Origin of the sequence: Actinokineospora baliensis, assembly GCF_016907695.1 — a bacterium.
Taxonomy (GTDB): Bacteria; Actinomycetota; Actinomycetes; order Mycobacteriales; family Pseudonocardiaceae; genus Actinokineospora; species Actinokineospora baliensis.
The window spans coordinates 6,024,804-6,044,574 of the sequence record NZ_JAFBCK010000001.1; the positions used below are offsets into that span (position 1 = coordinate 6,024,804).

General features: G+C 71.2%; 16 protein-coding genes and 1 riboswitch. Of the genes, 7 read left to right on the forward strand and 9 right to left on the reverse strand.

What is annotated here, in order from left to right:
- Window positions 1-28 precede the first annotated feature (28 nt).
- Genes fabG through JOD54_RS26835 form a run of 4 tightly spaced genes read left to right on the forward strand, consistent with a single transcriptional unit; the run spans window position 29 to window position 3,136 of the window.
- On the forward strand, window positions 29-781 hold the full coding sequence (gene fabG / locus JOD54_RS26820; protein WP_307860301.1) for a 3-oxoacyl-ACP reductase FabG: 753 nt from the start codon (window positions 29-31) through the stop codon (window positions 779-781).
- Between the two features lie 2 nt (window positions 782-783).
- A complete protein-coding gene (locus JOD54_RS26825; protein WP_204454437.1) occupies window positions 784-1,953 on the forward strand; it encodes an acyl-CoA dehydrogenase family protein in 1,170 nt (389 codons plus the stop codon).
- The gene (locus JOD54_RS26830) at window positions 1,950-2,954 is read left to right on the forward strand and encodes an acyl-CoA dehydrogenase family protein (RefSeq protein WP_204454438.1); all 1,005 of its coding nucleotides are present in this window, start codon (window positions 1,950-1,952) and stop codon (window positions 2,952-2,954) included. The genes JOD54_RS26825 and JOD54_RS26830 overlap by 4 nt, the downstream gene beginning before the upstream one ends.
- Window positions 2,951-3,136 carry a hypothetical protein gene (locus tag JOD54_RS26835; RefSeq protein WP_204454439.1) on the forward strand — a complete coding sequence of 62 codons (186 nt, stop codon included), beginning with the start codon at window positions 2,951-2,953 and terminating at the stop codon, window positions 3,134-3,136. The genes JOD54_RS26830 and JOD54_RS26835 overlap by 4 nt, the downstream gene beginning before the upstream one ends.
- Before the next feature lie 252 nt (window positions 3,137-3,388).
- Here the strand turns inward: JOD54_RS26835 and JOD54_RS26840 are convergent, their stop codons facing one another.
- From JOD54_RS26840 to wrbA, 3 genes are read right to left on the reverse strand one after another with little or no spacing between them, the layout of a single operon-like run.
- Window positions 3,389-4,144, reverse strand: a complete 756-nt coding sequence (locus JOD54_RS26840; RefSeq protein WP_204454440.1) for a pirin family protein — start codon at window positions 4,142-4,144, stop codon at window positions 3,389-3,391.
- Window positions 4,141-4,644: a VOC family protein gene (locus tag JOD54_RS26845; RefSeq protein WP_204454442.1), complete on the reverse strand. Its 504-nt coding sequence runs from the start codon at window positions 4,642-4,644 to the stop codon at window positions 4,141-4,143. Before JOD54_RS26845 ends, JOD54_RS26840 begins: the two co-directional genes overlap by 4 nt.
- 14 nt (window positions 4,645-4,658) lie before the next feature.
- Window positions 4,659-5,270: an NAD(P)H:quinone oxidoreductase gene (gene wrbA, locus JOD54_RS26850; RefSeq protein WP_307860302.1), complete on the reverse strand. Its 612-nt coding sequence runs from the start codon at window positions 5,268-5,270 to the stop codon at window positions 4,659-4,661.
- A gap of 95 nt (window positions 5,271-5,365) precedes the next feature.
- On the opposite strand from wrbA, the gene JOD54_RS34710 reads away from it, so the two are divergent.
- Window positions 5,366-5,809 (forward strand): MarR family winged helix-turn-helix transcriptional regulator, encoded by a 444-nt coding sequence (locus JOD54_RS34710; protein WP_204454449.1) that lies wholly within the window; start codon window positions 5,366-5,368, stop codon window positions 5,807-5,809.
- Between the two features lie 106 nt (window positions 5,810-5,915).
- Here JOD54_RS34710 and JOD54_RS26860 read toward each other — a convergent pair whose 3' ends face one another.
- Window positions 5,916-6,698, reverse strand: a complete 783-nt coding sequence (locus JOD54_RS26860) for a DeoR/GlpR family DNA-binding transcription regulator (protein ID WP_204454452.1) — start codon at window positions 6,696-6,698, stop codon at window positions 5,916-5,918.
- 181 nt (window positions 6,699-6,879) lie between these two features.
- Here JOD54_RS26860 and JOD54_RS26865 point away from each other — a divergent pair, with 181 nt between their 5' ends.
- Window positions 6,880-7,779: an ROK family protein gene (locus JOD54_RS26865; protein ID WP_204454455.1), complete on the forward strand. Its 900-nt coding sequence runs from the start codon at window positions 6,880-6,882 to the stop codon at window positions 7,777-7,779.
- A 35-nt stretch (window positions 7,780-7,814) separates the two neighbouring features.
- Here the strand turns inward: JOD54_RS26865 and JOD54_RS26870 are convergent, their stop codons facing one another.
- From JOD54_RS26870 to cobN, 5 genes are all read right to left on the reverse strand, one after another.
- Window positions 7,815-10,733: an NACHT domain-containing protein gene (locus tag JOD54_RS26870; RefSeq protein ID WP_204454457.1), complete on the reverse strand. Its 2,919-nt coding sequence runs from the start codon at window positions 10,731-10,733 to the stop codon at window positions 7,815-7,817.
- A gap of 75 nt (window positions 10,734-10,808) precedes the next feature.
- Complete coding sequence (locus JOD54_RS26875; protein WP_239573521.1) at window positions 10,809-13,412, reverse strand: bifunctional FO biosynthesis protein CofGH; 2,604 nt, start codon at window positions 13,410-13,412, stop codon at window positions 10,809-10,811.
- A gap of 46 nt (window positions 13,413-13,458) precedes the next feature.
- Window positions 13,459-13,992, reverse strand: a complete 534-nt coding sequence (locus JOD54_RS26880; protein ID WP_204454459.1) for a DoxX family protein — start codon at window positions 13,990-13,992, stop codon at window positions 13,459-13,461.
- Window positions 13,993-14,001: 9 nt separating this feature from the next.
- A complete protein-coding gene (locus tag JOD54_RS26885) occupies window positions 14,002-14,505 on the reverse strand; it encodes a hemerythrin domain-containing protein (protein ID WP_204454461.1) in 504 nt (167 codons plus the stop codon).
- Window positions 14,506-14,872: 367 nt separating this feature from the next.
- A complete protein-coding gene (cobN, locus tag JOD54_RS26890) occupies window positions 14,873-18,460 on the reverse strand; it encodes a cobaltochelatase subunit CobN (protein ID WP_204454463.1) in 3,588 nt (1,195 codons plus the stop codon).
- Window positions 18,461-18,509: 49 nt separating this feature from the next.
- A riboswitch (cobalamin riboswitch) is annotated at window positions 18,510-18,626 on the reverse strand.
- 41 nt (window positions 18,627-18,667) lie between these two features.
- Between cobN and JOD54_RS26895 the strand changes: the two genes are divergently transcribed.
- Window positions 18,668-19,771 carry a ferredoxin-like domain-containing protein gene (locus tag JOD54_RS26895; RefSeq protein WP_307860304.1) on the forward strand — a complete coding sequence of 368 codons (1,104 nt, stop codon included), beginning with the start codon at window positions 18,668-18,670 and terminating at the stop codon, window positions 19,769-19,771.

The window sequence follows — 19,771 nt, forward strand, 5'->3', positions numbered from 1 at the left end:
GCTTTCCCACCGACCAGCGGAGGACCCAGTGACCCAGCGGATCGCCATCGTGACCGGCGCGGCGCGCGGCATCGGCGCCGCGATCGCCACCCGGTTGGCGCGCGACGGGTTCGCCGTGGCGGTGCTCGACCTGGACGCCGCAGCGGCATCCGGGACCGTCGAGGCGATCACCTCGGCGGGCGGGACCGCGCTGGCGGTCGGCGCGGACGTCAGCGCGACCGAGCAGGTCGAGGCGGCCGTGGCGGAGGTGGCCGAGGAGCTGGGGCCGCCGACGGTGCTGGTCAACAACGCCGGGATCCTGCGCGACAACCTGCTGTTCAAGATGGGCGACGACGACTGGGACGCGGTCATCGGGGTGCACCTGCGCGGCGCGTTCCTGATGAGCCGCGCGGTGCAGCGCTACCAGGTCGAGCAGCGGTACGGCCGGGTGGTGAACCTGTCGAGCACGTCCGCGCTGGGCAACCGGGGCCAGGCGAACTACGCGACCGCCAAGGCGGGGTTGCAGGGCTTCACCAAGACGCTGGCGCTCGAACTGGGCCGGTTCGGGGTCACGGCGAACGCGATCGCGCCGGGGTTCATCGAGACCGACATGACCGCGGCCACCGCGGCGCGACTCGGGATGTCGTTCGAGGACTTCAAAGCCGGTGTCGCGCAGGCGATCCCGGTCGGCCGGATCGGGCAACCGGAGGACATCGCCGCCACAGCGGCGTTCCTGGTCAGCGAAGAGGCCGGATTCGTGTCGGGGCAAGTCATCTACGTCGCGGGCGGACCGAAGGACTGAGGATGGGCGAAGCACAGGAGCGGGTCGCGGCGTTGTTGGCCGAGCACGACCCGACGACGACCGACCGGCTGGAGTTCCTGCGGGCGCGGTTCGACGCGGGTCTGGCGTGGGTGCACTTCCCGGTGGGGCTGGGCGGTTTGAGCGCGCCGAGGGCCATGCAGCAGGAGGTCGACGAGGCGTTGACCGCCGCGGGCGCGCCGGACAACAACCCGCGCCGGATCGGGATCGGCCTCGGCATGGCGGCGCCGACGATCCTGGCGTACGGCACCGGGGAGCAACACCGGCTGTTGCGTCCACTGTGGACCGGCGAAGAGGTGTGGTGCCAGCTCTTCAGCGAGCCCGGCGCGGGATCGGACCTGGCCGCGCTGGCGACGAGGGCGCGCCGCGACGGGGACGACTGGGTGGTGACCGGGCAGAAGGTGTGGACTTCGAGCGCGCACAACGCCCGGTGGGCCATCCTGGTCGCCCGCACCGATCCGGACGTGCCCAAGCACGCCGGGCTGACCTACTTCGTCTGCGACATGACCGCTCCGGGCGTGGAAGTGCGGCCGCTGCGGCAGATCACCGGTGAGGCCGAGTTCAACGAGGTGTTCCTGACCGACGTGCGCATCCCGGACTCGGCCCGGTTGGGCGAGATCGGCGACGGGTGGCGGGTCGCGCAGACGACGCTGATGAACGAGCGGGTCGCCATCGGGTCGCGGTCTTCGGCGCGCGAGGCCGGGATGGTCGGTGTCGTCGCCGAGACGTGGCGGGCGCACCCGGATCGCCGCACGGCGGCGGCGCACGACCAGTTGCTCGGCCTGTGGGTCGAGGCGGAAGCGTTGCGGCTGGCCGGGGTCCGGTTGCGCCAGCAGTTGGCGGCGGGCGCACCGGGGCCGGAGGGATCGGCGATGAAGCTGGGTTTCGCCCGGCTGTCGCAGGCGTTGTCCGGGTTCGAGGTGGAGTTCTTGGCCGAGGACGGGTTGCGCTACGACGACTGGACGTTGCGCCGCCCCGAACTGGTGGACTTCACCGGCCGCGGCCCCGGGTACCGGTACCTGCGGGCGAAGGGCAACTCGATCGAGGGCGGCACCTCCGAGGTGCTGCGCAACATCATCGCCGAACGGGTGCTCGGCCTGCCCGCGGAGCCCAGGGTCGACAAGGACGTCCCGTGGAAGGACCTCCCCCGATGAACCTGCTGTACACCGACGTCGAGACCGACCTGCGCGCCAGCGTGGCGGACCTGCTCGGCACGCACTCGACGGACCTGTGGCCCAGGTTGGCGGCGGTCGGCGTGAGCGGGCTCGCCGTGCCGGAGGAGTTGGGCGGGCAGGGCGCGAGCTACCGGGAACTGGCGGTGGTCGCGGAGGAGCTGGGGCGTTCCGTCGCGCCGGTTCCGTTCTTGACCAGCGCAGTGCTGGCGACCACGGCGTTGTTGGAACTGTCCGAGGACGCGAGCGCCCGGTCGCTGCTCTCCCGGTTGTCGAGCGGCGCGGCGACCGCGGCGCTGGTCGTGCCGCTGTCGTCGTGGGAGTCGTGGCCGGATGGGCGTGGCCTGGTCCGCAGCGTGGCCGACGCGGGTTCCGCCGACGTGCTGCTGGTGCCGATCGAGGGCCGGTTGCACCTGGTTGACGCCGCGGACGTGACCCCAGTGGTCGCACTCGACGAAACCCGCCCCTTGGCCGACGTCGCGATCACCGCCACCACTCCCCTGGCAGGCCCCGGGGACGACGCCGTCCGCGCGGCTCTGGTCGCGGGCGCCGGGATCCTGGCGTCCGAGCAGGTCGGCATCGCCACCTGGTGCCTCGAGACCACGGTCGCGTACCTGAAGGAACGCCACCAGTTCGGCCGCCCCCTCGGCTCCTTCCAGGCACTGAAGCACCGGGTCGCCGACCTCTGGCAATCCCTCGTGCTGGCCAGGGCCGCCGCCCGCCACGCCGCCGACGCCCTGACCACCGGGGTCGACGTACCGATCGCGGTCTCGGTAGCCCAGTCCCTCTGCTCGACCGTGGCGGTCCGAGCGGCCGAAGAATGCCTCCAACTCCACGGCGGCATCGGCATGACCTGGGAACACCCGGTGCACAGGTACCTGAAGCGGGCCAAGGCCAACGAGATCGCCCTGGGCACCCCCACCCGGCACCGCGCCACTTTGGCACCCCTGGTGGACCTGGCCGGCCCTACAGTGGGCGCATGACCTCCTTCGGCGAGCTCATCCCCGGCCCCAAACTCCGCAAAGAGTCCCCGGACGACGCGGGCAACGGCCAGGACCCCGCCCTGGACCCCACCACGGGCCCCCTCGACCTGGACGCCGGGGTGATCTACATCCGCAGGCCGGTGCGGGACACGGGTGAGAACCCGCGCCCCGCGAGCGACTAGACAGCACGGTTCGGCGAGCTGATCGACCAGATAGGCCCGGTCGTGCACTGCTTGGGCCGGGCGGCCCGGTGGTGGCCCAGGTCGCCTGGACCGGCGACCTGGGACGTAGGCCAGCTCGCCGTGGCCGTGTGTAGATCACCGAGGCGCACGGCCACCCACGAGTTGCGCACGCCCTGCTCGCAAGGCGTGGGCCGGGTCCGTTCCTCCGGGTGGCGCGCTGCGGTGAACGTGGCCCGGCTGCCAGCCCCGCTGCTAGCCCATTCGCACGGTGGCGTGCATTTCCCAGACCAGGATCTCGGCGCCGTCCGGGCCCGCGGTGACGCGTTGGCCGCCTGTGGTGATGCGGGCGGCGTCACCGGTGGCCAGGTCGCCGGACCGCTCCAGGGACACTGTGCCGATCGGGACGAACAGGTGGACGAAGGGGGCTTCCGGGAGGGTCACCGCCGCTCCGGGGGCCAGGCGGGCGGCGTAGAGGGCCGCGTGCTTCTGGCCGATCCGGATGGCGGAGGCGCCCTCGTGTTCTGGCATGCCGGAGGCCACGGGGACGAGGCCGCCGGAGAGCAGTTCGTCGGCGATCTCCAACTGCTCGTAGCCCGGCGCCTTGCCCGCCTCGTCCGGCAGCACCCACATCTGCACGAAGTGCACCGGGTCGGCGTGCCGCGGGCCGCCCGAGAGCCGCCAGGAGTCGTTCTTCTCCGAGTGCAGGATGCCGCTGCCCGCGCTCATCCGCTGCGCCAGCCCCGGGTAGATGATCCCGCTGTGCCCCTCGGAGTCCTGGTGCACCAGCGCGCCGCGCAGCACCCAGGTGACGATCTCCATGTCCCGGTGCGGGTGCGTGTCGAAGCCGCTGCCGGGGGTGACGACGTCGTCGTTGTTGACCAGCAGGAGGCCGAAGTGGGTGTTGCGCGGGTCGTGGTGGTGGCCGAAGGAGAACGAGTGCTTCGAGTCCAGCCAGCCGATCGTGGTCTTGAACCGGTCGTCGGCGCGCCGGATGTCCACTGTGGTCATACCACTGCCTCCCCGTACATCTCGCCGAGCGGGTCGGCGATGAGTTCGACGCGGGCGCCGTCGGGGTCGGTGAAGTAGACCGACGTGCCGCTTTCCTCTACATAGGACACCCCGGCGGCGTCCATGCGCGACCGCGCCGCCCGCCACTGCTCGGGCTCCATCGAGATCGCCAGGTGGTGCAGCCCGCCGAGGACCTCCGCGTACGGGCCGAGGTCGAGGCCGGGCAGGTCGAAGAACGCGACCGCGTTGCCGTTGCCCACGTCGAAGAAGAAGTGGGTGGAGCCGGGGTAGTCGCGGTTCTCGAACATCTCGGTCAGCGGGAACCCGAGCACGTCCTGGTAGAACTCGACCGTCCGGCGCACGTCTCCGGAGATGAGCGCGGTGTGGTGGATGCCCCTGGCGCTGCTCGGCGGGCGCTGCGCGCGCTCGCGCAGCAATTCCGCCCGCAGCCGGTCGCGTTCGGCGGCCAGTTCGGCCACCCGGGTCTCTGGAAGTGACATCGGGTCCTCCTGGCTCACGCGCCGCGCTTCAAGCGACCGGCGACCTGCACCGCGCGCCGGGCCTGGAAGGCGACCGAGGCGAGCTCGACCTCCCCCGGCGGGGTCGCGCCGTTGTTCGAGATGTGGCTGGCGCCGTAGGGGTTGCCCGCCTGGAACTGGATCGGGTCGGCGTAGCCGGGGGCCACGATGATCGCGCCCCAGTGGTAGAAGGTGTTGTTGATCGCGGTGATCGTCGTCTCCTGGCCGCCGTGCGCGGTGCCGGTGGAGGTGAACGACGAGGCGACCTTGTCGACCAGCTTGCCCTGGCCCCACAACGGGCCTGCCTGGTCGATGAACTGCTTGATCTGCGCGGCGGGCAGGCCGAACCGGGTCGGGCTGCCGATCAGCACGACGTCGGCCCAGTCCAGGTCGTCCGTCGTCGCCTCGGGCACCGACTGGGTCTCGGCGGCGTGCGCGGCCCAGCCCTCGTTGGACGCGATCGCCTCGGCAGGCGCCAACTCCTTGGCCTTGACCAGGCGCACCTCGGCGCCTTCCTTCTCCGCCGCCTCGGCCGCGGCCTTGGCCAGCGCGTACACGCTGCCGGTCGCCGAGTAGTACACGATCGCGACCTTGACCTGCTCGGTCACCGTTTCCTCCATGTAGTTAACGCCTTAACTACTCCGACTGTAGGCCGAGCTAGTTGTCATGTCAACAAGTGGACCCCGGTGCCTAGACTGGACCGGTGACGCCCTGGCTGGACGCGACCCAACTGCGGTCCTGGCGCGCCCTGGTCGAGGGCGCGGGCCTGCTGCTGGCCAGGGTCGACAAGCACCTGCGCGACACCCACGGGCTCACGCTCGCCGAGTACGAGATCCTGGTGCACCTGTCCGAGAGCCACCTGCACATGTCGGAGCTGGCCAGCCAGGTCAGCCACTCCAGGGCCAGGGTCACCCAGACCGTCGACCGGCTGGTGCGCGCGGGCCTGGTCGAGCGCTCCCCCTGCCCGCAGGACCGCCGCGGCGTGCACGCGGCGCTGACCGACACCGGCCGAGCCCGGCTGGAGGCCGCCGCGCGCGACCACGTGCTGGAGGTGCGCAGGCTGGCCGTCGACGTCCTGGACCCCGACGAGCTCACCGCCGTCGGCTCCGCCATGGCCAAGATCCGAGCGGCCGCAGGAGGCGACTAGTGCCACGACCGCCACGTGCATGGACGCGACGACGCTGATGGGGCGACTGGCGCGCCGGAGCCGGGGACCGTGCCGGGCGGGGAAGAGGGAGCGGGTGGCGGGAGATCTATACCGTGAGCACCTCGACGCCCGCGTCCTGGAAGGCGGCGACCGCGTCCGCGGGGGCGGCGGCGTCGGTGACCAGCAGGCGCATGGCCGACACCGGGCAGATCTGGGCGAAGGCGTGCCTGCCCAGCTTGGAGCTGTCGGCGATGACGACGACCTTGCGGGCGCGCTCGGCCATCAACCGGTTGATGCTGGCCTCGCCCTCGTGGTGGGCGTAGGCGCCGTGCACCGGGTCGACCGCGTCCACGCCCAGGAACACCACGTCCAGGGTGATCTCGTCGAGGATGCGGGTGGCCAGCGGGCCGCTGAGCTCGAAGGACTGCGGCCTGGCGACGCCGCCGGTGACCACGATCTTGACGTGCGGGCGCACGGCGAGCTCGTTGGCGATGTTGAGCGCGTTGGTGACCACGGTCAGCGCCGGTTCGTCGGCCTGGTTGAAGTCCGGGCGGATGGCCAGCGCGCGGGCGATCTCGGTGGTCGTGGTGCCGCCGTTGAGGCCGACCACGGTGCCGCGGCCGACCATGGCGGCCGCGGCTTTGCCGATGCGCTCCTTCTCCGAGGCGTGCCGGGCGGTCTTGTAGCGCAGCGGCAGGTCGTAGGCGACGTTGTTGGCGACCGCGCCGCCCCTGGTTCGGGTGAGCAGCTGCTGCTCGGCGAGGTGGTCGAGGTCGCGGCGGATGGTGGCCGCGCTCACCGCGAGCTCGTCGGCGAGGTCGTCGACGTCGACCTTGCCGCGCTGCCCGAGCATGTCCAGCAGCGTGCTGAGCCGCTCGTACCTGTCCACCCCTACCCACCTCCCTGCCGCGCCGCGCTCACCCGCGGTGCTGCAAAGTATCGCCCCGTGAACCCACATTCAACGTCCGAAACGCTTGGCATCGGCTGACCGATCACGCAGTATTCGTGGCGCGTGCGAGCAGCTTCGAGCGCTCGTCGCGGGTGGACTGACGCCAAGGGGAAGGAAGCGCATGGCAGCGGAGCAGCACGTGGTCGCCGTCGACGTAGGGGGTACCTCGATCAAGGCAGCCTTGGTCGACCGGGACCTGCGCGCCGTGGCGACCCTGCGCGAGCCGACCAGGCGCGACGGCGAGGTGGCCGACGTCGGCCAGATCGCCGAGCTGGTCGACCGGCTCGCCGCCGGGCACGACGTGGTGGGCGCGGGCGTCGCCGTCCCCGGCATCGTCGACGACGGGTTGGGCCTGGTCAGGGCCGCGGTGAACCTCGGCTGGGTGGACGTGGCGCTGCGCGACCGGCTCACCGCCCAGACCGACGTCCCGCTGCTGGTGCGCCACGACGTGCGCACCGGCGGCCTGGCCGAGTTCACCGTCGGCGCGGGCAAGGGCGCCGACGACGCCCTGTTCATCTCCGTGGGCACCGGCATCGCGGCGGCGGTCCAGGTGGACGGCCGCACGCTAGGCGCCTCGGGCTACGCGGGCGAGATAGGTCACGTCGTGGTCGACCCGGGCGGCGCGGTGTGCGGCTGCGGCACCCAGGGCTGCCTGGAGACCCTCGCCGCCGCCCCCGCCTTCGCCCGCCGCTACGAACAGCGCACCGGCCGCACCATCTCCGACGCCGCCGGGGTAGCGGGCCTGCTCGCCACCGACCCCGACGCCCAAGCGGTCTGGCAAGACGCCGTCAACGCCCTCGCCACCGCCCTGCTCGACGCCGTGACCCTCTTCGGCCCCGCCATCATCATCATCGGCGGCGGCGTCGCCGAAGCGGGCGAGACCCTGGTCGGCCCGGTCCGCGAGGAGCTCTACAGCAGGCTCAAGTTCCAACGCCGCCCAGAGGTCGTCCGAGCCGCCCTCGGCCAAGACGCGGGCCGCGTGGGCGCCGCCCTGCTGGGCTGGCAAGCCGCGAAGAGCTGACCAACCACCGCGCCGCCCTCGTCCAGCGGCGCGGTTCAGCCCGAGATGATCGAAGCCGGATTCTCCACCCGGTTGACCTCGGCCTCATAACACCGCCGGAACGGGTTGTCCCGAACCCGGTCCCACGCCCGCGCGACCAGCGCGCACCCGGCGGCTACCAGCGAGATCGCCACAAGAACGGCTACCCCGGTAAGCCACAGAGCCGTGTAGATGGTCGCCGCTCCCATAACAATGGCCGACAAGAATACACATGCTGCGAGAAGCCCAGAGAAACCGATAAGGGTCTCCTTAGGCCCTTTTTCTAGCGTGCCGGAAGAAGCCACCACTAACAGGACAAAACCCACCACCACGGCCGACAGAAACGCAATACTTGCCCAGCGCGGGCCAAGTGGAGCCGTACCGATGGCGGTGAGGATGTGTCGACCAACACCGGTGAGCGACAGCAGCCAGACAAGCGAGAGCAAAAGCCAGCGACTGAGCCGCCAGAGGTGCTTGGCCTGACGCTGGATAGCCCCAATGTTCGCCCAGTCATCGTATCGAATCCGCCTCTCCGCAGAGCCATCTCTCTCCAGCAAAACGCTGTACAGCACCAACTGAACCGACCCGCCGAGAAGGTCGATCAGTTGTCGCCGCACGCCGATAAGCCCGGAGCGCTCGACAATCATCGAGCCAGCCAGCACTGCATGCTCGTCATCCGGGGGCGCCTCCAGTAGGAACTGCTTGACCGCAGCTCGTTGGTTGCCCAGACCCACGCCGGGGAGCCGTCGTGCGATCGAGTAGATTTCGGTATCGCCCAGAGGAGACGCTTCGCCAAGGCTTCGCACGGCTAAAGGAATGGCTATTCGGCGATCGATCGTCGTAATGCCATCAGGCGGCGTACCAGCATAGATCAACTCCGCGACACGACCGCAGATTGCTCGCAATGGATCGTCTCTGCCTTCGGCAAACGGTGCCCACACCCAGTCGAACTCGCGAGTTTCCTCATCGGGCGGGACCACCCGACGCACCTGATCCTCCACCCCAGGGCTCGGCAAGAGTTGGGCGAGTCGCCACGCAACGTGGGTGGCGACCCGCACAGGCTGCCAAAGCAGACCAGCCAATGCCTCGGCAGCGGCAGGTGTGCCCACCGCGGCGATGTCATCGATAGCCCACAGAGCATCGGCCTTGGCCTGGGCTACCAGCGTAGGCAACGCCGCCTCCCCCATGCTCCGCAGCGCGGCCCGTGCGACTCGCGCGACTATACGGCTGGCCATAGCAGCCAAGACGTGCGCGGCCTCGGCTCTACCGGATGCCGAAAGTGCGAACAGGGCATCCACTGCGGCGCTGTCCACGCCCCTGGCGATGTCACACAATGCGGCGAACACGCGGACGCCGCGCGGCCTACTGTCGGATGCGACCGTTCCCAACGCAGTGATGACTGCGTCACGGACGGGGTCATCCGTGCCCAAGCGAGCGAGGAAGTGTTGAATGACGATCTCGGCGAACTCGTTGTCGACGCGGGTGGCTTCCGCGAGGCACTCCAGCGCCAGGACCCGGTGGTGGTCGGCGGCGCTGAAGATGTCCGAGATGACCTTGGTGCAGTCGCGGGTGGTGGCGCCGCACCAGAGTTTGACCGTCTCGCGCCAGGCGGCGGGGTCGGCGTGGTAGCGGCGCAGCAGGCCATCCGGGTCGTCGGCCAGCTCGACGGCGGCCAGGTATTCCTGCAGGGTCAGGTGGCGGAAGGTGAAGGCGGTGCGGGCCTTGTCGGTGGCGACCAGGAGTTGGCTGCGGTCGATGATCTCGTCGAGCAGGTCCTTGACGTGGGTCTGGTCGAGGTTGAGGTCGGGCAGCAGGTCCTTGGTGGTCGACTCCAGGGCGCGCCGGGACAGGGTGAGGCGGTCGTCGCCGGTGGATTCCATGGAGCGCAGGGCTACCTGTTGCAGGACGGCCAGTTTCTCGCCTGCCTGGTATACCGATCGAGCCCGGCCGAGGTCGGGGTCGCGGTTGAGCAGGTGGGTGATCGCCTCCCGGTAGAAGGCGGTGCGCGAGGTCGGGAGGCGTCTGCCGGACCGGGTCAGGACCTCGGTGTGCAGATAGGCGATCATCGTCAGCAGCAGTGGGCTGCGGGCCAGCCGCATCAGCGCGGGGTTGTCGCGCAGGCCGACGAACAGCTCGGCGGCGTCGGTGAGGCCGGGCCAGTGGCTGAGGAACCGCACCACCGCGGCGTCGTCGAACTCGGCCACCCGCACGATGTGAGCGAACGCGGGACCCAGCGGTTGTCCCTGGTAGACCACGTCGCGGCAGGTGACGATGTACTGGCAGTCGGGGTATTCGCGGGATAAGTCGCGCAGGGCCTCGTAGACGCGCTGTTGATCGTCGCGGCCTACCTCGTCGAGGCCGTCGAGCAGCAGGGTGAAAGCACCGTCGCGCAGACCGCGCAAGGTCAGGTCGTGGATGCGGCCGTCGCGGTCGAGGCGGGAGCGGCCCAACTCGGCCACGATCAAGTCGATCAGGGTCGCGGTGGAACCGTTGCAGCGGTGCAGCTCGATGAACACGGGGACGCGAGCCGGGCTCGGGTTCTTGGCCCACAGGAGCATGGAGTTCTTGAGCAGCATCGACTTGCCCGCCCCCGCGGGGCCGACGACGACCGTGCGGGACTGGGCGCGGACGTTGTCGTAGATGTCCTCGCGCCTGCCACCGCGTTCGTACTGCAGCGGGACGTACACCTCGGTGATGTCGATGGTGCCGTCGGTGACGAAGCCCATGGCGTGGGTGGTGAAGTCCTCCCGGACCGCCTCGGCGTAGCGGCGGACCAGGCGGCGGCCGAACTTGGCGCGGCGGGAGTACCAGCGGGCGGTGCGGTCGAACGCGGTGGCGCCGGAGCGCTTGAGGTATTCGCCGAGGAATTGCTTGGCGATGAAGGCGCCGACCACACCGAGGACGACGATCACGCTGGCTAGGACGGCGCCGGTCATGCCCTCATGATCGCGCAGGCGCCGTACAGCGTTCCGCTCCGGTCCCGCGACCGTGGTCGCGGGACCGGGGTGGGGTCAGACCAGGGGGAGCAGGTTGGGGCGCCAGACGCCGTCGGCGGTGAGGGCGGTGGTGCGGCGTTCGGCTGGGACCTCGCCGTAGGTGGTGGTGCGTTGGCGGGCGGGGCGGCCCGCGGCGGTGGCCAGGGCTTCGAGGTCGGCGATGGTCTTGTAGCTGCCGTTGTCGCTGCCTGCCATGCGGCTGATGGTTTCCTCCATGAGGGTGCCGCCGAGGTCGTTGACGCCACCGCGCAGGACGTCGACGACGCCCTCGTCGCCCAGTTTGACCCAGCTGGTCTGGATGTTGTGGATCCGGCCGTGCAGCAGGATCCTGGCGAGGGCGTGCACGGCGCGGTTCTCCAGGTGCGTGGGGCCGGGCCTGGCGATGCCCGCCAGGTACAGCGGGGCGTTGGTGTGCACGAACGGCAGCAGCACGAACTCGCTGAAACCCCCGGTCTCCGCTTGGATCGCGGCGATCAGCTTCAGGTGCGCGACCCAGTGCTTGGGGGTGTCGACGTGGCCGTACATCATGGTCGAGGTGGTCGGGATGCCGAGGCGGTGGGCGGTGGTGACCACCTCGATCCAGTTGGCGGTCGGCAGTTTCCCCTTGGTGAGCACCCACCGCACGTCGTCGTCGAGGATCTCGGCCGCGGTGCCGGGCAGTGAGTCCACACCGGACTCCCGGGCCGCCGTCAACCAGTCCTCAATGGACAGATTGGACCTGGTGGCGCCGTTGACGACCTCCATCGGGGAGAACGCGTGCACGTGCAGGCCCGGCGCGCGCTTGCGCACCTCGGCGGCGATGTCGAAGTACGCGGTGCCCGGCAGGTCCGGGTGGATGCCGCCCTGCATGCACACCTCCGTCGCCCCCACCTCCCACGCCTGCTCGGCGCGGACGCCGACCTGCTCGAGCGAGAGGGTGTACGCGTCGGCGTCGGTGCGGCGTTGGGCGAAGGCGCAGAACCGGCACCCGGTGTAGCAGACGTTGGTGAAGTTGATGTTCCGGGTGACCACGTAGGTCACGTCGTCGCCGACAGCGTCCTTGCGCAGCGCGTCGGCCAGCGCGGCCAGCGCCTCGATCTCCGCACCCGGACCGGCCGACAGCAGCACCAAAGCGTCCGAATCGGACAGACCACCCGGATCCCTTTCGGCGTGGCGCAAGGCAGTGGCGAACTCGGGTCGAACCGCTCCCCCACCACCGACGAGCCGCTGGGCGTGCACCACCTGTTCCCGCAAGGAATCCCAGTCGCCGTACACGGAGTCGAAGTCGTCGCGGCGGTCACCCGTGCGGCCGGTGGTGTCGATCGTGGCGTTGAGGTCGGTGCGGCCGGAGTCGACCAGCGCGACTTCCGGTTCCTGCCAAGGCCTGCCCACCAGGGGCGCGTCCTCGACGGCCAGCCCGGTGTCCGGGTCGGACAGGGCGGCGACGTGCGCCGCCAGCCGCGGGTCCAGCCAGGGTTCGCCGCGCTTGAGGTACTCCGGGTAGATGGTCAGCCGCTCGGCGAGCCGGAACCCGGCGGCCGCAGTGCGCTCGGCCAGGGTGTCGATCTGCGGCCAGGGGCGTTCCGGGTTGACGTGGTCGGGGGTCAGCGGCGACACCCCGCCCCAGTCGTCGATCCCGGCGCGCAGCAGCAGTTCGAACTCGCCGCCGATGAGGTTCGGCGGGGCCTGGATGCGCGCCTTCGGGCCGAGCACGACCCTGGCGACCGCGACCGTGGCGGCCAGTTCCTCGGCCTCCGCGTCGGGCATCCCCCGCATCGCGGTGTCCGGTTTCGCCCGGAAGTTCTGGATGATGACCTCTTGGACGCCCCCGTAGCGGCGGGCGACCCGGCGGATCGCGAACAGCGACTCCACCCGGTCGGCCAGGGTCTCACCGATGCCGATCAGCACACCGGTGGTGAACGGCACCGCCGAACGCCCGGCGTCCTCCAGCACCCTCAGCCGCACCGCCGGTTCCTTGTCCGGCGACCCGTAGTGCGGCCCGCCCGGTTCCGCCCACAGCTTCTCCGAGGTGGTCTCCAGCATCATCCCCATCGACGGGGCGACCGGCTTGAGCCGCTGGAAGTCGGTCCAGCCCAGCACCCCGGGGTTGAGGTGCGGCAGCAGCCCGGTCTCCTCCAGCACCCGGATCGCCATGGCCCGCACGTACGACAGGGTGTCGGGGTACCCGGCCGCCTCCAGCCACTCAGCGGCGGCGGTCCACCGGTCCTCTGGGCGGTCACCGAGGGTGAACAGGGCCTCCTTGCAGCCCATCGCGGCGCCGCGCCTGGCGATGTCGAGGACCTCGTCCGGGCTCAGGAACGGGGCCGGGAGCCTGTGCGGGACGGTCGCGAAGGTGCAGTAGTGGCACCGGTCGCGGCAGAGCCGGGTGAGCGGGATGAACACCTTGCGCGAGTAGGTGATCACCCCGGACCTGCCCACCTCGGCCAGCCCGGCGTCGCGCACCCTCGACGCCGTGTCGAACAGGTCGACCAGGTGCGCACCGCGGGCGTGCAGCAGGATCTCGGCCTCGGTCTGGTCCACCGCCACGCCGTCACGTGCGCGGCGCAGGGCGCGCCGGAGCGCTGAGTCGGTGGGCACGGGCACGGTCACGGACACCTCCAGGAAAGCGGCTTCGTCCAACCTATCCACCGTTATGGACGAAATCGCGGCCCTGGTGATTCCGGACTCAGCCGGGCAAGACCCCCGCGACGGCCTTCTTGGCCTTGCGCGGCGCGCTCGCGACGGCGCTGCCGACGCTGTCGCTGGTGTCGGCGATCCAGTCGCCCAGGTCGTGCGTGGCGCGCTTGGCCCGCCACGCGACCGAGGGCTTGCCGTGCGTGTCGGCCGTGGCCAGCAGCAGGCCGCCGAGCAGGCCGATGTTCTTGAGGAAGTGGGTCAGCTGCTGCTTGCGCTCGGCCGGGTCCTTCTCCTCCCAGAACGGGTGCGCCGCGACAGTGGTCGGCACCACACTGGCCGACAGCAGCAGCGCGGCCAGGCGCGGCACCTTGCCCAGCGCCAGCGCCACCCCGGCGGCGACCTTGACGGCGCCGTCGATGCGCACCAGGGTCACCGGGTCGGCGTTGTCCGGCAGTTTGTCGCCCGCCTTGGCCAGCAGTGGTTTCGCGGCCTCGGCGTGCGCCTCGGGGGCGCGCAGCGCGTTGATCCCGCCGCTGATGAAGACGGCGGCGAGCATCGGTCGGGCCAGCCTGCGCAGGATCATGTCTTCTCCTCAGTCCACCCGGTGCTTGGTCCGCTCGACCAGGTCGCGCACGTGCGAGATGTCCCCGCACCCGGCCGCCACACTGGCCGCCCGCGCCTCGACGAACTTGTCGCCCAACTCCACGCGCCGCTGCTCGGGCACCGTGTCGCGCGCGGAGTTGAGGATCGTCCGCTCCTCCTCGTCGAGGTGGTGGTTGATGGCCTTGACGAGGTCCTCGAGCTTCTCGTCCCACTCCTGGGCCTCGGGGTCGCCGACCTCCATCAGCGCCAGCAGCGCCTGGTGCCCCTCGGCGTGCTCCTCGGCCCCGTGCTCGACCTCGTGGTCGTCGATGTCGGAGAACCGCCGCAGCGCCGGGTAGATCTCCCCCTCCTCGGCCTCCGCGTGCGCGACCAGCAGTTCCGCCAGGTCCCCGAGCACCGCCACCCGGTCGTTCGAGTTGTCCCGCAACCGCCGGAACAGGTCCTCGAACCGCCGGTGATCGGCCAGGATCAACTCGATCACGTCCGCAGCCACCCGCCGCCTCCTCACTGGTCGTCCCACCCGGATCAATACCCAGGACAACGGCGGGTCAACCCCTCCAGGCCACGGTAGGACCGCTCCGGGGACCCAGCCCCCGGAGCGACCCGATCAGGCGACGCGGACCCGGGCGGCTACTCCGATCCGGCCTCGATGTCCCCTTCGACCTGCAGGTACAGCTCGCGCAGCGCGGCCAGCGTGTCCGGGTCGGGTTCGGCCCACATCTTGCGTTCGGCGGCCTCCAAGAGGCGTTCGTCGATGCCGTGGCCGTCAGGACCGCGATCGCCGGGAACCCCCGTGTTCTCCGCGATGCTGGACGACCACCGCCACGGGTCGGTCCACCGGAGACCAAGTCCGCCCAGGGCTACTCGGATCCAGCCTCGATGTCCCCTTCGACCTGCAGGTACAGCTCGCGCAGCGCGGCCAGCGTGTCCGGGTCGGGCTCGGCCCACATCTTGCGTTCGGCGGCTTCCAGGAGGCGTTCGGCGATGCCGTGCAGGGCCCAGGGGTTGGACTCGGTGAGGAACTTGCGGTTCTCCGGGTCCAGGGCGTAGGTCTGGGCCAGCTTGTCGTACATCCAGTCCGCTACGACGCCGGTGGTGGCGTCGTAGCCGAAGAGGTAGTCCACTGTGGCCGCGAGTTCGAAGGCACCCTTGTAGCCGTGGCGGCGCATGGCTTCGATCCAGCGGGGGTTGACGACGCGGGAGCGGAAGACGCGGTTGGTCTCCTCCGACAGGGTGCGGGTGCGGACCGCTTCCGGGCGGGTGCTGTCGCCGATGTAGGCCTCGGGGGCGCGGCCGGTGAGGGCGCGGACGGTGGCGATCATGCCGCCGTGGTACTGGAAGTAGTCGTCGGAGTCGGCGATGTCGTGTTCTCGGGTGTCGACGTTCTTGGCGGCCACCGCGATGCGGCGGTAGGCGGCTTCCATGGCGGGGCGGGCGGCGACGCCGTCGAGGTCGCGGCCGTAGGCGAAGCCGCCCCAGACGGCGTAGACCTCGGCGAGGTCGGCGTCGTCGCGCCAGTTGTGGCTGTCGATCAGCGGGAGCAGGCCCGCGCCGTAGGCGCCGGGCTTGGAGCCGAAGATGCGGGTGGTCGCGGTGCGGGCGTCGGAGTCGGCGTCGGCGCGGACGTGGGCGCGCACGTAGTTGTCGGCGTCGGACTCGTCGAGGTCGGCGACCAGGCGCACGGCGTCGTCGAGCAGGTACACCACGTGCGGGAAGGCGTCGCGGAAGAAGCCGGAGATGCGGACGGTGACGTCGATGCGGGGGCGGCCGAGTTCGGCCAGCGGGATGGCCTCCAGGGAGCTGACCCGGCGCGACGCCTCGTCCCAGACCGGGCGGACCCCGAGCAGGGCGAGGACCTCGGCGATGTCGTCGCCGGAGGTGCGCATCGCGGAGGTGCCCCAGACCGACAGGCCCACCGAGCGCGGCCACTCCCCCGTGTCCTTGCGGTAGCGGGCGAGCAGCGAGTCGGCCATGGCCGAGCCGGTCTCCCACGCCAGGCGGCTGGGGATGGCCTTCGGGTCGACGGAGTAGAAGTTGCGGCCGGTGGGCAGGACGTTGACCAGGCCGCGCAGCGGCGAGCCGCTGGGCCCGGCGGGCACGTACCCGCCGTCGAGGGCGTGCAGGACGTGGCCGATCTCGTCGGTGGTGCGGGCCAGCCGGGGCACGATCTCCTCGGCGGCGAAGGTCAGCACGGCCACCACGGCCGGGTTCTCCGCGCCGAGGACGTCCACGCTGACCTGCCGCGCGTCGCCCCAGCCGCTGTCTTCCATGGCCTGGACCAGCGACAACGCGAGGGCGTCGATCTCGTCGACCCTGGTGCGGCTCTCCGACCCGTCCTCGCTGAGCCCGAGGGCCTCGCGCAGGCCGGGCAGCGCGGCCACCTGGCCGCCCCACATCTGCCGGGCGCGCAGCATCGAGTTGACCAGGTTGACCCGGCCGGGGCCGACCGGGGCGTCGCCGAGGGTGTGCAGGCCGTCGCGGATCTGGACGTCCTTGATCTCGCAGAGCCAGCCGTCGACGTGCAGCAGGAAGTCGTCGAACTCGGCGTCGTGCGGGCGGTCGTCGAGGCCGAGGTCGTGGTCGAGCTTGGCGGCCTGGATCAGGGTCCAGATCTGGGCGCGGATGGCGGGTAGCTTCGCCGGGTCCATGGCGGCGATGTTCGAGTGCTCGTCGAGCAGTTGCTCGAGGCGGGCGATGTCGCCGTAGCTCTCGGCGCGGGCCATCGGCGGGACCAGGTGGTCGACCAGGGTGGCGTGGGCGCGGCGCTTGGCCTGGGTGCCCTCGCCGGGGTCGTTGACCAGGAACGGGTAGATCAGCGGCAGGTCGCCCAGGGCCGCGTCGGGGCCGCAGGACGCGGACAGCCCGAGGTTCTTGCCGGGCAGCCACTCCAGGTTGCCGTGCTTACCGAGGTGGACCATCGCGTGCGCGCCGAAGGTGCCCGCGACCCACCGGTACGCGGCCAGGTAGTGGTGGCTGGGCGGCAGGTCGGGGTCGTGGTAGATCGCGACCGGGTTCTCGCCGAAGCCGCGGGGCGGCTGCACCATCAGCACCAGGTTCCCGGCCTGGAGCGCGGCGAGGACGATCTCCCCCTCGGGGTCCTGCGACCGGTCGACGAACAGCTCGCCGGGTGCGGGGCCCCAGTGCTCCTCCATCGAGGACCGCAGGTCTTCTGGCAACGTGTCGAAGTACGCGCGGTAGTCGGCGGCGGAGATGCGCACCGGGTTGCCGGTCAACTGCTTCTCGGTGAGCCAGTTCGGGTCTTGCCCACCGGCTTCGATCAGCGCGTGGATCAGCGCGTCACCGTCGCCGTTGGCCAGACCGGGCAGAGCGTCTTCAGCGCCGAGGTCGTAGCCAGCGTCCCGCAGTGCGTTGAGCAGCCTGATGGCGCTAACCGGCGAGTCGAGGCCTACTGCGTTGCCGATGCGTGAGTGCTTGGTCGGGTACGCGGACAGCATCAGCGCGACGCGGCGCTCGGCTGGCGGAGTGTGGCGCAGCACTGCGTGCCTATAGGCGATCCCAGCGACCCGAGAAGCGCGCTCGGGGTCGGCGACATAGACCGAGAGGCCGTCGCGGTCCTGTTCCTTGAACGAGAACGGCACCGTGATCAGGCGGCCGTCGAACTCCGGTACCGCCACCTGGGTCGCGGTGTCCAAAGGCGACAAACCGTCGTCGCTCTCCTCCCAGGCGGCCCTGCTGGAGGTGAGCGCAAGCCCTTGCAGGATCGGGATGTCGAGGTCGGCGAGCGCACCGACGTCCCACGCGCCGTCGTCGCCACCCGCGCTGGCGGCGGCGGGCAACGTGCCACCGGCGGCGAGCACGGTCACGATCAACGCGTCGAGGGACCCCAGGACCTCCAGCAACTCCGCGGGCGCGGTGCGCAACGACGCGCAGTACACCGGCACAGCCACTGCCCCGGCATCCTCGACAGCGTCCGCGAGCGTCGCGATGAACGCCGTGTTCCCGGCCAGGTGGTGCGCGCGGTAGTACAGGACGCCGACGCGCGGACCCTCGGTCCGGCGGACCTGCCGCTCCAGGTGGCCCCAGGGCGCCAACTCGACCGGCGCGGCGAACCCGGTGCCGGTGAGCAAGATCGTGTCGGACAGGAAGTGAACAAGCTCACGCAGGTTGTCCGCGCCGCCGAAGGCGAGGTAGCGGTGGGCCTCCGCGACGACCCCGCCCGGCACCGTCGACAGCTCCATGAGCTCCGCGTCCGGCGCCTGCTCACCGCCGAGGACGACCACCGGGCGCGGTCCCGCGAGCAGCGTGTCCAGGCCCTCTTCCCACGCCCGCCGACCACCGAGGAGCCGGACGACGACGATGTCGGTGCCCTCCAGCAGACCGGGCAGGTCGTCGAGGTGCAGCCGGGCGGGGTTGGCCAGCCGGTACTCGGCGCCGCTGGCGCGCGCGGAGAGCAGGTCGGTGTCCGAGGTCGACAAGAGCAGGATCATGGGGCCCTTCCTGGGGTCCTCGCCCCGGGTCGTGGGTGGCGACGGCCGGAGTGTCCTGGCTCCCGGATCGGTGCTCGACCTGGCCTTCCGGCGGGTGCCGTGGCGGGTTCAGGTGTCGCTCCCCGGTGACAGTGGCGGGACCGCGCCGGACTCGCACCGGCTTCCTCCATTGCCATCGCTGCTTCGCGCTCACCCTATATTCGGCGGGTGTCTTCCTCCCAGCGCCGAACGGGCGCCGATGCCTGCCCAGGTGCGCTCGACGTGCACCGGGCGGCCGACGGCGGCCTGGCGCGGGTCAGGATCCCGGGTGGACGGCTGCGCGCCGAGCAACTGCACCGGCTGGCGGATCTGGCCGCCGACCTGGGTGATGGCGCCCTGGAGTTGACCTCCCGGGCGAACCTGCAGTTGCGCGGGCTGGCCGAGGGCGCCGAGGTGGAGTTGGGCGCCGAGCTGGCCGGGATCGGCCTGCTGCCCTCGCTCTCGCACGAAAAGGTGCGCAACATCATGGCGTCCCCGCTCGGCCCGGGTGGGCTGGTCGCCGAGTTGGACGCGGCGGTGTGCGCGGAGCGTGACCTGGCGGAGCTCCCCGGGCGGTTCCTGTTCGCCCTGGACAGCGGTGCCGGTGACGTGGCGTGGTCTCGGCCGGACGTCGCGGCGCTGCCGGTCGGTGATCGGGTGGCGGTGCTCGTCGGCGGGGTCGATCACGGCATCCGGGTCGAGCAGGAGCGGGTCGTGTCGACCATGGTTGCGTGCGCGCTGGCGTTCCTGCGGGTGCGGGACACGCAGTGGCGGATCGCTGAGTTGCCGGACGTCGCCGCGGTCGTGGCCGGGTTCGACCGCGGGCCGGACCGGGTGATCCCGGGCACACCACCCACCGGCGGGCCGATCGGGCCGATCGTGTTCGCTGACGGCGGGCGCGGGGTCGGCGCGGCGGTGCCACTCGGGCGGTTGGCGGCGGATCAGGCGCGGGCCTTGGGCGATGTGGTGATCACGCCGTGGCGGGGGGTTGTGGTGCGCGGCGGGATGCCCGACATCGGGCTGATCACCGACCCGTCGGCTCCCGGGATCGGCGTGACGTCGTGCGCGGGTCGGCCGCACTGCAACAAGGCGCTGGCCGACGTGCGGGCGGCGGCGTTGGCGACAGCGGTGCCCGGGCGCGCGGTGCACTGGGCGGGGTGCGGGCGCCGGTGCGGGCGTCCGGTGGGTGAGGTGCTCGACGTGGTGGCCACCGAGGACGGCTACCTCGTCGACGGCCGGGCTGTGCCCGGCGAGCGGGTGGCTGAGGCGGTCGCCCGGGGAAGGCAGGACTGA